Genomic DNA, 12,311 nt, shown 5'->3' on the forward strand with positions numbered 1-12,311 from the left:
CTGGAGTTCTTTTGTATTTCTTACTAATACTGCATTAAGTATATCACAACTTTTTCTGTTGTTCCACAAAATTCTGAATTTCGGAAAAACAGTCTTCCGGCGTAGAATTATTGGAAAATCTGCGGACGATTCCAGCTTCCGCAATTTTCTCCTCCGTAAAATCCTCACAGTCCGCCAGGAATCTCCGGCACATCTCCGCGTATTTCGGCTCTGTCTGTTTTCTTTCCCGTTCCAGTGCCCGTGAAAGCCGCAGCCCGTCGTCCACCTCGACATACAGCGGAACCATCGCCTGCTCCCCGAAATATGCCTTTAATTTCAGATACGATTCCAGTGTCCCGATTCCGAGATAATCATGCTTCGCAAGATCAATCTGCCCGTCATCCGCCGTAAAATAATACCACGGCCCCTGCACCGTCGAATACATGCGCTCCTCGATAATCTTTCCGGCCTCCCGCAGTTCCGAAAGCCGTTTTTCATCCACAAAGAAATACTCTCTTCCGTCCTGCTCCCCGCTCCGGATCGGCCGTGTTGTATACAGAACAAACGGTTTTAAATCCAGCGCCGTCTCCTGGATCAGATGCTCATAAATATGATCTTTCCCTGACGCACTTTTTCCCATCAGATAGTAAATTTTTCCCATTTTATCTCTCCCCGAAACACAGATTCTTTATGCCTTAAACCGATATCCAACGCCCCAGATCGTCTCGATATACTGCGGCTTTGCCGTATTAAACTCTATTTTTTCACGGATCTTCTTGATATGCACCGTAACCGTCGCAATATCTCCGATGGACTCCATATCCCAGATCTCACGGAACAGTTCTTCTTTCGTGAAAACGCGGTTCGGATTCTCCGCAAGGAAGGTCAGCAGATCGAACTCTTTCGTTGTAAACTGCTTCTCCTCTCCGTTCACCCACACGCGGCGTGCCGTCTTGTCAATCTTGATGCCGCGGATCTCCACAACATCATTCTCTTTCTTGCCGTTTCCGACCAGACGGTCGTACCGTGCCAGATGCGCTTTCACGCGCGCAACCAGCTCACTCGGAGAAAATGGCTTCGTCATATAATCATCCGCACCAAGACCGAGTCCGCGGATTTTGTCGATATCATCCTTCTTTGCCGAAACCATGATAATCGGAATATCTTTCTTCTCACGCACCTCACGGCAGATCTCAAAGCCATCCACCTCCGGCAGCATCAGATCCAGAATCAGCAGATCAAAATCCTCTTTGACCGCCCGCACAAGACCGGTGTCTCCCTGGTTTTCAATCTCTACCTCAAAGCCCGAAAGTTCTAAATAATCCTTCTCCAGATCCGCAATGGATTCCTCATCCTCAACAATCAGTATCTTACTCATGAAACAGGTACCTCCTGATATTTTCTTAATACAAAGTACATCGTGGTGCCCACGCCTTCTTTGCTGGTGGCCCACACTTTTCCGCCGTGGTCTTCGAGAATCTTCTTCACGATGGAAAGACCGATGCCGCTGCCGCCCCTCGTGCTGTTGCGGGACGCGTCGGTGCGGTAGAAACGGTCGAAAATCTTCGTCAGATCCTTCGTCGCAATTCCCTTTCCGTTGTCCTCAATCTCCACCTGCACAAAATCTCCGACATCACGCAGACGGATGTTGATGACCTTATGGCTCTTGTCCATATATTTGATGGAATTGCTTACAATGTTATTGATGACACGCTTGATCTGCTCCGCATCCGCGATGACGATCGGGTCGTCCTCGAGATAATTAAAGTATGTCAGATCCACATGCTGCGCGTCAAGCTCCAGATTCAGTTCCTCCACGCAGTCATCAAAATAATCCGCAATGTGAATCTTGGAAAACGTATACGGAATGCGGTTCGTGTCAATCTTGGAATAAAACGTCAGCTCATTGATCAGACGGTCCATCTCATTCGCTTTGTTGTAAATGGTGCGGATGTAGCGGTCCATCTTCTCCGGCGTATTTGCCACACCGTCCATGATTCCCTCGACATAACCCTTGACCGCGGTAATCGGTGTTTTCAGATCATGCGAAATGTTACTGATCAGCTCTTTATTCTCTTTGTCAAACTCGACTTTTTCCTCCGCCGTCTCTTTCAGCCGGATACGCATCTCCTCAAAGTCCTCGCAGAGGTCATTAATCTCCGCCACGCCGCACGGTTCAACAGTGAAATCCAGATTTCCGTCTTTGATATTCTGTGTCGCCTTTTTCAGCTGCTCGAGCGGTCCGATCACACCGCGGTAAATCCAGAAGCTCAGGCCCAGACTGGTGAGCACCAGAATCAGCACAATCACGATGCCTAGCTCTTTTACCATGCCCGTAATCTGCGGCGCAATCTGGTCTGTCTTGGTGACGATGAACGCACTGCATTCTTTTCCGTCCGAGTTCTCATAGTCCACCTGTTTGACCATCCACTGTTTTTCATTGCGGAAATAAACGCCGCCCTTCGAATTGGCCCCCGGGTCACCGTATTTCGGCAGCTCATTTTCCAGCTCCTCCGACGACAGCTCCTCCGAGCCATTGTAAATGATAACACCATCCTCGCGCACCGCGATAAACGACTGTTTTTTCTGCAGTCTTGCATTCAGAACAGAGAGATAATTTGTTTCTTCCAGCTTTGCCGTATCCGATTTCGCGGTATCCTCTACTTCGTCGTACTCTTCTGATGTCATCGCATTCAGCAGCAGGGTGTTGTTCGAAATCGTCCGGTATGTTGCGTTCGCAAGACCGTATTTTTCACCGATAATCTTTGCTTTATACCCTACAAAAAAGTAAAATGTCAAGGCACACATCACGATCGGAACCAGTATGATGATGAAAAAAGAAATGATTACTCTCGTCCTTAATTTCATGCTTTTCTTCTTTTTTTCCATATAAGATCCACCTGTTTTTCAACACATATTTCGTACTTTTGCGCACAAAAAATCCCCAGTACGCAGTCTAAATTTATTATAGCACAACGCCTGAGGATTTTTCATTAACTTAGATGAATCTTTCTAAACTTTCTATAAACAGAAAAGCCTGAAATTAGAGGTATTTCTTCAGGTCTTCTACTTTATCCAGTTCCTCCCACGGCAGATCCAGATCGTTTCTTCCGAAGTGGCCGTAAGCGGAAGTCTGTTTGTAGATCGGGCGGCGCAGATCCAGCATTTTGATGATTCCAGCCGGACGAAGGTCGAAGTTCTCACGAACGATGTCGGTCAGTTTGTTGTCGGAGAGTTTTCCTGTGCCGTAGCTGTCGATCATGATGGAAGTCGGATGAGCGACACCGATTGCGTAGGAAAGCTGGACCTCGCATTTGTCGGCAAGACCTGCTGCTACGATATTCTTTGCTACGTAACGTGCTGCATAAGCTGCAGAACGGTCTACCTTTGTACAGTCTTTTCCGGAGAAAGCTCCGCCGCCGTGACGAGCGTATCCGCCGTAGGTGTCTACGATGATCTTACGTCCGGTGAGGCCGGAATCTCCATGAGGTCCGCCGATTACAAAACGGCCGGTCGGGTTAATGAAGAACTTGGTGTGCTCATCTACCATGTCTGCCGGGATGATTTCGTCGAATACGTATTTTTTGATATCCTCATGAATCTGCTCCTGGGATACTTCCGGATCATGCTGAGTGGAAAGAACAACCGCATCAAGACGGAACGGTTTGCCGTTCTCATCGTACTCTACGGTTACCTGTGTTTTTCCGTCCGGACGCAGGTAACTTAAAGTACCGTCTTTGCGGACTTTGGTCAGCTGGCGAGCCAGTTTGTGTGCCATGTAGATCGGGTATGGCATGTACTCTTCGGTCTCGTTGGTTGCGAATCCGAACATCATTCCCTGATCTCCTGCTCCAATGGCATCGATCTCCTCATCGCTCATATTGTTCTCTTTTGCTTCGAGCGCTTTGTCTACACCCATAGCGATATCGGTGGACTGTTTGTCAATTGCAGTTACAACAGCACAGGTATCTGCGTCAAATCCGTATTTTGCACGGTCGTAGCCGATTTCGCGAACGGTATCACGTACAACCTGCTGGAAATCAATGTGTGCGTTGGATGTAATCTCACCCATTACCATAACGTATCCTGTTGTAGTACAGGTTTCGCAAGCTACACGGCTCATCGGATCCTGCTCAAGCAGCGCATCCAGAATCGCGTCAGAAATGGCATCACAGATTTTGTCCGGATGTCCTTCGGTTACAGACTCAGAAGTAAACAGTCTTTTTTCCATTCTTTTTCTCCTTTTTTTCTTCTCTTCTCTTTTGCTTTTCGTTCGTGGGCTTTGGCTTTCCCTGAACATTTTTTCGTAAAAAAAGATCCGCAATTTTTAGCGGACCTGAATAGTAATGTTCAAATCCCCTTATTGTTCGAAAATTTCGCTCAGGCTGGCACCTTCCCATGCAGACCAATCTGCCGGGGGTTGCCGTGGTTTCACAGATCCTATGTATCTCCACCACTCTGAATAAGAGAAAAGCAACTCAATTTTTGATTTTGTTTTTTGTTACTCTGATACACTATCGCAAAATACGCCATTCGTCAAGAGGAAATAAAAGGATTTGAGACATTTTCTTACTGTTGTCCCAAACATCCTTTCTTTTTTTTCTGATTTTTCGGCTGTATCTTCTGTTATTTGTGAACAGATAAGAAAACTCTCCAAAACAGAGAGTTTTCTTATCTGCTGTATCGTTTTTTCTACTCTTCTGCTTTCATCTCGCGGACAATCTTCCGCAGCTTCAGAATCATGGACGGAGCAACAGAAAGCTCATCCACTCCCATTCGTACAAACTGCTCCGTCAATGTCAGGTCTGCACCGAGCTCCCCGCAGATTCCTGCCCATTTTCCGCATTTGTGTGCATTTTCCACCACCATGCGAATCATCCGAAGAACTGCTTCATGGTGTGCGTTGTAAAAATCATCCAGCTGCTCATTCTGACGGTCAATCGCCAGGGTATACTGCGTCAGGTCGTTCGTTCCGATGCTGAAGAAATCCACCATTTCCGCCAGACGGTCGCTGATCATCACGGCAGCCGGTGTCTCGATCATAATGCCCTGCTCCGGAATTTTATACTGCACTTCCTGTTTTTTCAGCTCTTCCTCTACTTCTGCAACAATTGCGTAGATTTTTTCTACCTCTTCTGTTGATGTGATCATCGGATACATGACAGAAAGGTTTCCGTAAACGGCTGCGCGGAACAATGCGCGAAGCTGCGCTTTAAAAATTTCCGGCTGTTTCAGACAAATCCGGATTGCACGGTACCCAAGCGCCGGATTTTCTTCTTTTCCAAGATTAAAGTATTCTACCTGCTTATCTGCCCCGATATCCAGCGTACGGATAATCACTTTTTTGCCTGCCATGGTCTGCACGGCCTGTTTATATGCCTGAAACTGCTCTTCCTCCGTTGGGAAATCATTTCTTCCAAGATAGAGAAATTCACTTCGGAAAAGTCCGATTCCACCGGCATCATTTTCCATCACATAGCCAAGGTCACCAACACTGCCGATATTTGCATAGATGTTGATCTTACGGCCATCCGGTGTAATATTTTCTTTTCCTTTCAACTCCTCAAGAAGCTTCTGTTTTTCTGCTTCTTCCTGCATTCTTTTTTCGGTTTCCTTCTGCACATCCTCCTCCGGCTCAAAGATAACCTGACCTGAAAAACCGTCTACAACGGCCATCATGCCTGTTTTCAGACTGTTTAAATCCATCGGGACGCCGATTAATGCCGGAATATTCATCATTCGCGCAAGAATCGCAGTATGAGAATTGGTAGATCCATGCACAGTCACAAACGCAAGTATTTTTTCTTTGTCCATCTGTACAGTTTCACTCGGACTTAAATCGTCTGCCACTATAATAGATGGTTCCATAGAGCTCAGGTCGTTATCTCCCTCTCCGCTTAAATTGCGGACCAGACGTTCGGAAATATCTTTTACATCTGCGGAACGTGCCTTCATATATTCATCATCCATAGCTGCAAACATCTCTGCAAAATTATCGCCGGTTGCTGCCGCTGCATATTCTGCATTTACCAGCTCTATCCGAATCATGTTCTCCATTGATTCCAGATAGTCCTCATCCTCCAGCATCATCTGATGGACTTCAAAGATCGCCGCACTTGCCTCTCCAACTTCCCGGACTGCCTTGTCATACAGTCTGCCAAGCTGTTTTTTCGAAACCTCCACGGCTTCTTTCACACGTTTTACTTCTGCTTCCGGATCTTCAATCCGGGCTCTTTTAACCTGGTAATCATTTTTCTTCAGAACCGCAACCGGTCCCATAACAATTCCTTTATATACGGATTTCCCCTGAAAATACTGCATTTTTTATCCTCCGAGCGTACTTTTTACAGGTTTGCTTCGAAAAACGCTTTCAGCGTCTCAATCGCTGCATCTTCGTCCTCTCCGTTTGCTGCAACGGTTACGGTATCTCCCTGCTTTACACCAAGTGACATTAGCATCATCAGCTGAGTCAGTTTTTTCGTTTTTCCATCTTTTGTGATGGTGCATTCCGATGCAAATTTTTTTGCTTCCTTTACCAGCATTCCTGCCGGTCTTGCGTGGATTCCCAGTTCATCTTTAATGGTATATTCAAATGATTTCATGCTTTTATTCTCCTTCTTCTCTGTCCATAATCCGTTCTATGTGCATAGCGAGATATCCAATTTCGATCTCCTCCATCGGAAGTTTCAGCCTCTTTTCCATCTCCTCACAGATTCGTTTCGCCGCCCGAAAGGCTTCCGGAAACTTTACGGACATGTAGTCATTCATATTTACTTTCAGTTTTTCCCCACTGACCGCTCTTGCAACCATATAGCGGATATGGTTCATCATACGGTTATACGACAACGACATCACATCAATGGTATGCCCGGTGATATGCTCCACCAAAGAAATGCTCTCCCGGACTGCTCTTGCCACTTCCATGGCCTGTGAAACATTTTCCTCCACAATTGCCGAATGAACGTGAAGTGCAAGATAGCCGATTTCATGTTCATCAATCTCGATCTGAAGCCGTTCTTTTAAAAGCTCCCCGATACAGGAAGCAACTTTATACTCTTTGTAAAACATCACGCGGATATCGTCGGTGAGCGGATTGCTGATCTGCTCACCGTTCTGAATCCGCCGGACAGCAAAATCCAGGTGATCTGCCATTGGAAAGACGATGGAACGGTCAATTTTTCCAAATTCCTTTTCTGCCTCGTCAAGCACGGCACTCGCCAGCTCCAGGCTGAGCGGAGAAACGCCCTGTACAATGGTTCTGGCATTTCCTCTCTCCGTCATCTCCGTCAGGGAATAAATGCGGGCATCGTCTCCCGGCTGCACACGCTGTCCCGTTTTTTTCCCAAACGCAATTCCTTTCCCCATGACCAGATATTCCCGGTTATTTTCTTCTTCCACTCCAATAAATGAATTGTGGTTCAGTGTTTTTGCTATCCTGTACATTCTTCTCACCCGTTTTTAAGGCACAGCTTACGCGAGAATCTCAATCGCAAATAAAGGATCTCCTGCTTTTACCGGTCCGTCTGTCAAAAGACGGATTCTCTGGTTCTCCTCCAGCTCTGTGCAAAGAACCGGTGACGTAACCGATGGCGCATGTGTTTTCAGATATTCCAGATCCAGCTTCAGCATCGGATCACCTTTTTTCACGGTCTGACCGCTTTCTACCAGTGCCTCAAATCCCTCTCCGTTCAGTTTTACTGTATCAATTCCGACATGAATCAGAAGGCTGACCCCGGAATCGGTTACAAATCCAATTGCATGTTTTGTGTCAAAAACAAACGCAACTTCTCCGTCCTCCGGAGCACGCACATAAGGATCTTCCGGTGTTACAACAGCGCCGTCTCCCATCATCTTTTCCGCAAATGCTTCGTCCGGCGCAGTAGAAAGATCGGCAGCCAGTCCGCTCATCGGACTGCAGACAGTAATCGTATCCACAACCTTCTGTTCTTTTGTTTCCTGCGCTGGCTCCGCCTCTTTTTGGGCTGGTGCATTTTCTGCTTCCGCATACGTATTCGGAGCTTTTTCCAGATAATCCTCTAAATTTGATTTTATCACAGTTACATTCGGTCCGTAAATAACCTGTACACCATTTCCTTTATGCACAACGCCAGATGCCCCTGTCGCCTTTAAAATACCATCACTGACTCTCGCTGCATCATGAACAGTACAACGCAGTCTTGTTGCACAGCAGTCCACATCCGAAATATTTTTCTTTCCGCCAAGACCTTTTGTGATCGCTTCACTCATGGCATCTTCCGATGCCACCCCATCGTTTTGCGCCTCTTTTCTTGCATTTACATCTGCTTTCGTATAAAGCTTGGTTTCTACATCATCATCCTCACGACCCGGTGTCTTAAAATCAAACTTTTTAATCATGAATTTGAAGATAAAATAGTACAGGAAGAAATAAAGAATGCCGACCGGAATCACCCTCATCCAGCTTGTCTTTTCATTTCCCTGCAAAATACCGAACAGGAAGAAGTCCAGAAGTCCGCCGGAAAAGGTAAGACCAACTGCGATATTCAGGATGTGTGCGATCATATAAGCTGTTCCCGCAAGAATAACCTGCACGACAAACAACGCCGGTGCAACAAACAGGAACGAGAATTCCAGCGGTTCTGTGATACCGGTTGCCATACACGCAAGTGCTGCGGAAAGAAGCAGACCGCCTGCTGCTTTTTTCTTCTCCGGTTTCGCACAATGGTACATGGCAAGTGCCGCTCCCGGAAGTCCGAAAATCATAAAAATAAATTCTCCGGAGAAATATCTCGTTGCATCTGCACTGAAATGTGCGATATTCGCAGAATCCGCAAGCTGTGCGAAGAAAATATTCTGTCCGCCCTGCACCATCTGTCCTGCCACTTCCATGGTACCTCCGACTGCTGTCTGCCAGAAAGGCATATAGAATACGTGATGCAGACCAAATGGAATCAGTGCCCGTTTAATCAGACCGAAAATCAGCGTTCCGACATAACCGGAGCCGGTTACCAGGCCACCCAGCGCATAAATGCCGTTCTGTACAACCGGCCATACAAAATACATTAAAATTCCCACAAACATATAGACGATCGTAGAAATAATTGGTACAAAACGAGTACCTCCAAAGAAAGAAAGTGCGTTCGGAAGCTGGATCCGGTAAAATCGATTATGAAGTGCTGCGACTCCAAGACCGACAATAATACCGCCAAACACACCCATCTGCAGCGACTGAATACCGCAGACAGAAGTGATGGTTCCTTCCAGAACGGATTCTGCAATTTCTCCGTTTTCCAGAATCTGACCCGTAATAGTCAGCATTGCGTTAATCGCTGTATTCATAACAAAATACGCAATAACGGCTGACAGGGCAGAAACCTCTTTTTCCTTCTTTGCCATACCAATTGCAACACCTACCGCAAAAATCAGAGGCAGGTTATCAAACACCGCACTTCCTACTTTGTTCATGATCACCAGCAGCGCATGAAGAATTGTGCCGTTGCCGAGCAAACTTGTCAGCCCGTACGTTTCAATTGTGGTTGCATTGGTAAATGAGCTTCCGATTCCCAGTAAAAGTCCGGCTACCGGAAGAATTGCGATCGGGAGCATAAAGCTTCTTCCCACTCGCTGCAGAACACTAAAAATTTTGTCCTTCATTTTTTTACTCCTTGTGTAGTTTATACTTTTTACAAGAAGAGTTTCTGCGGTTTTGCATCTTTTTAGCCGGTCTGTACTCTTTTTCTGAAACAGAGTACAAAAAAGAGACACTAACCCACATAAACAATTCCTGTTATGTATAGTTAATGCCTCCAAAAATCGAGTTACACACTACAACTGTAGTTGAATATAGCACAGATAAATCTCTTTTGTCAAGTCAGTTCTTATGATTTCAGCTTTTTTCTTTTTATCCATTTTTCACATTCTTATGCATCTATTTTGTGCACAATAGCTAATCAACATCTTTTTTTTGAAATGTCATAAATTCAAGATCTTCCTGTTTCCATAGTTGTGCAGGCACATGCAATACTTCTTTTTGAGCAAACAACGGTATACTTGTTCCTTCCTTCTGGAAAACCCGAAGAGATGTACCACCATCAGCAAAAGCTTTGTTTTCTATATGAACAAATGTCATTCCCTCATATACTTCTTTACTTTCAATATCCTGCCACCGGCCTTCCGGAAGATACAGTTCATATTCATCTCTGTCAAATCCGGGTGAAATAAGCAATGCATCACCAAGCATATAAGACAGATTCTGTGTCTTTGCGATTGGATCTTTCGGATATTCCATCACAAGCGGACGAATCATTGGAATACCAGACTGATGACTCTGGCAGGCGGTGTGATAAAGATATGGCACAAGTCGATGTCTGAAGTTAATCCATTTTTTTACTTCTTTTAATGCCATATCTCCATACTGCCATGGTTCCCGCGGTGTTTTACCGTGCGCTCTGGATAATGGCATCCACAATCCCATCTGCACAGAGGAAAGGTAATCTTCTATATTCGGACGTTCCTCATTTCCGATATAACCTGTGTTATAAAATCCGCCAAGATCATAACCCCAGAAAGATACACCAGACATAGCCATCCCAAGTCCGGCCTGAAGGATTGCACTGTGACTTGCTTTATCACTGGAAGAATCTCCTGCCCATGCTGCCGGGATCGTATGAGAACCCACATACCCACTGCGTCCCCAAAGCATTGGCAATTCCCCACGTTCGTCGCAAATTTCTTTCATCCATGTGTAAATATTTTTTGCATACAGATACGTCAGAAGATTATGTCCTTCTCGCCCGCTCATGCCATTGTAAAATACAACATCTTCAGGTACTGCTTCAGAGAAATCTGTTTTTATCACTGATACACCCATTCTGACGATTTTTTTCACACGTTCCTCATACCATGCCAGAAATTCCGGATTTGTGAAATCAAAGCAAGCACACAAAAACTCTGAATCTGCAGTCGCTTTAAACATTGCAGGATGCCCTTCTTTATTTTTTATAAAAAATCCACGTTCTGCCAGTTCCTTAAATGCCGGCGAATCTTCCTGCAAGTACGGATAATTCCAAAGACTTAAATGTATGTTCTTTTTATTTAATTCTTTAATCATTTCTTCCGGTTCAGGGAAACGTTCTGTATCCCATTCCCATACACCAGACATATCCTGCCTCTGCCAGCCATCGATATGAATTACATCGATACCTATTCCAAATTTTTCAGCATCAGCAACAACATCCTCGACTTCTTTACGGCTCATATAAGAGCATTTTGACATCCAGAAACCCAAAGCCCACTGTGGAATCATAGGTATCTGCCCTGTAATCTGCAAATACTGCTGCAACAGCTTCTTATAGTCTTTGCTTTCTTCTGCCAGGAAAATATAATCCAGAATAGGATCGTCACTGCCCATCTGATAACTGATCCATGATGAAGCACCCATATCAAATGATGAACGCGTAAATGTATTTAACAATACGGAATATCCCCGGCTGCTTGTAAAATACGGATGACTTTTATATGAATCCTCCGTATTAGTAGACAATGCATCTTTTTGCCAACACTCTATTCTTTGTCCACGTTTATTAAAATGTGTAAACTTCTCTCCAAATCCCCAAAATTGCTCATCGGAGAATAATACAAACTGCTCAAATGAGGCTATACTTTTTCCAGATGCATCTACTCTAAATCCTGTTGGAAGCTGTTTCCACCGGTTATCGACATTAGTGTCAAAAGCCTGTTCTTTCGTCAATAATTTTCCATTCTGATAGATGGACATTTCCCAGTAGTTTTTTGAAAAATGAAGACTTAACTGATTTGTTTCATATATATACAGATCTTCATTTTCTGTAAATTCTGCATTTTTTGTTTCAAACTCCGATTCAGGTACATCTTCGACTACCGTCTGTCTGTGGCTTTTTGCAGTCATCTCCGGCACCATCACAAATCTGAATACCGATGGTGTCAAAAATGTAATACGAACTGTGGCTATACGGTCTTTCCATGTACGTACCAAAAAATGTATTCCATCTTCTTTGGCACACACTGATTCAATTTTTGTGAGAAAATCATACTCATCTGAAAAAATTGTTCTTCGCTCCCCACATTGTGGATTATATTGTGTTTCTGCTTTATTAGACATATATTGTCCCTCTCTGGTTTTTATTATTTTTAGTCAAAATGTATAATCGGTAACGTTTTCGTATTCAACATATCATAAATTTGTATATTTTTAAATATCTTTTTTTACCAATACTGACCGCCTCAGCTTTGAAAACGGCGCGTCGCATTCTCGTTACTTTAGCCTGCAAATAAAAAGTCAATACTAAAATTGAAGAAAGTTAAAAAACTTTACA

9 protein-coding genes and 1 riboswitch are annotated in these 12,311 nt (G+C 44.7%); all 9 genes read right to left on the reverse strand.

The features are described 5' to 3' along the window. Window positions 1-43: 43 nt before the first annotated feature. Window positions 44-640 (reverse strand): nucleoside/nucleotide kinase family protein, encoded by a 597-nt coding sequence (locus I2G42_RS14690; protein WP_055226007.1) that lies wholly within the window; start codon window positions 638-640, stop codon window positions 44-46. A 27-nt stretch (window positions 641-667) separates the two neighbouring features. Further along, window positions 668-1,357, reverse strand: coding sequence for a response regulator transcription factor (locus I2G42_RS14695; protein ID WP_022461272.1), 690 nt, complete (start codon window positions 1,355-1,357; stop codon window positions 668-670). Beyond that, window positions 1,354-2,847: an ATP-binding protein gene (locus I2G42_RS14700; RefSeq protein ID WP_195531209.1), complete on the reverse strand. Its 1,494-nt coding sequence runs from the start codon at window positions 2,845-2,847 to the stop codon at window positions 1,354-1,356. Before I2G42_RS14700 ends, I2G42_RS14695 begins: the two co-directional genes overlap by 4 nt. A gap of 175 nt (window positions 2,848-3,022) precedes the next feature. After that, window positions 3,023-4,210: a methionine adenosyltransferase gene (gene metK / locus I2G42_RS14705; protein WP_022461274.1), complete on the reverse strand. Its 1,188-nt coding sequence runs from the start codon at window positions 4,208-4,210 to the stop codon at window positions 3,023-3,025. A gap of 126 nt (window positions 4,211-4,336) precedes the next feature. Beyond that, window positions 4,337-4,448: riboswitch (SAM riboswitch) on the reverse strand. A gap of 223 nt (window positions 4,449-4,671) precedes the next feature. Beyond that, a complete protein-coding gene (ptsP, locus tag I2G42_RS14710; RefSeq protein ID WP_055226003.1) occupies window positions 4,672-6,300 on the reverse strand; it encodes a phosphoenolpyruvate--protein phosphotransferase in 1,629 nt (542 codons plus the stop codon). Between the two features lie 23 nt (window positions 6,301-6,323). Then, window positions 6,324-6,581 carry an HPr family phosphocarrier protein gene (locus tag I2G42_RS14715; protein ID WP_055220321.1) on the reverse strand — a complete coding sequence of 86 codons (258 nt, stop codon included), beginning with the start codon at window positions 6,579-6,581 and terminating at the stop codon, window positions 6,324-6,326. Window positions 6,582-6,585: 4 nt separating this feature from the next. After that, the gene (locus I2G42_RS14720) at window positions 6,586-7,422 is read right to left on the reverse strand and encodes a PRD domain-containing protein (protein WP_055226001.1); all 837 of its coding nucleotides are present in this window, start codon (window positions 7,420-7,422) and stop codon (window positions 6,586-6,588) included. 27 nt (window positions 7,423-7,449) lie between these two features. Next, complete coding sequence (locus tag I2G42_RS14725) at window positions 7,450-9,612, reverse strand: PTS sugar transporter subunit IIABC (protein WP_055226000.1); 2,163 nt, start codon at window positions 9,610-9,612, stop codon at window positions 7,450-7,452. 292 nt (window positions 9,613-9,904) lie between these two features. Further along, window positions 9,905-12,097 (reverse strand): glycoside hydrolase family 31 protein, encoded by a 2,193-nt coding sequence (locus I2G42_RS14730; RefSeq protein ID WP_195531208.1) that lies wholly within the window; start codon window positions 12,095-12,097, stop codon window positions 9,905-9,907. Window positions 12,098-12,311: the final 214 nt, after the last annotated feature.

The organism is Fusicatenibacter saccharivorans, assembly GCF_015557635.1.
Classification (GTDB): domain Bacteria; phylum Bacillota; class Clostridia; order Lachnospirales; family Lachnospiraceae; genus Fusicatenibacter; species Fusicatenibacter saccharivorans.

Excerpts from the sequence above, each read along its gene's own strand:
- I2G42_RS14730 (WP_195531208.1), bottom strand. The coding sequence starts at position 12,097 with ATGTCTAATAAAGCAGAAACACAATATAATCCACAATGTGGGGAGCGA.
- I2G42_RS14700 (WP_195531209.1), bottom strand. The coding sequence starts at position 2,847 with ATGAAATTAAGGACGAGAGTAATCATTTCTTTTTTCATCATCATACTG.
- metK (WP_022461274.1), bottom strand. The coding sequence starts at position 4,210 with ATGGAAAAAAGACTGTTTACTTCTGAGTCTGTAACCGAAGGACATCCG.
- I2G42_RS14715 (WP_055220321.1), bottom strand. The coding sequence starts at position 6,581 with ATGAAATCATTTGAATATACCATTAAAGATGAACTGGGAATCCACGCA.
- I2G42_RS14690 (WP_055226007.1), bottom strand. The coding sequence starts at position 640 with ATGGGAAAAATTTACTATCTGATGGGAAAAAGTGCGTCAGGGAAAGAT.
- I2G42_RS14720 (WP_055226001.1), bottom strand. The coding sequence starts at position 7,422 with ATGTACAGGATAGCAAAAACACTGAACCACAATTCATTTATTGGAGTG.
- I2G42_RS14725 (WP_055226000.1), bottom strand. The coding sequence starts at position 9,612 with ATGAAGGACAAAATTTTTAGTGTTCTGCAGCGAGTGGGAAGAAGCTTT.
- ptsP (WP_055226003.1), bottom strand. The coding sequence starts at position 6,300 with ATGCAGTATTTTCAGGGGAAATCCGTATATAAAGGAATTGTTATGGGA.
- I2G42_RS14695 (WP_022461272.1), bottom strand. The coding sequence starts at position 1,357 with ATGAGTAAGATACTGATTGTTGAGGATGAGGAATCCATTGCGGATCTG.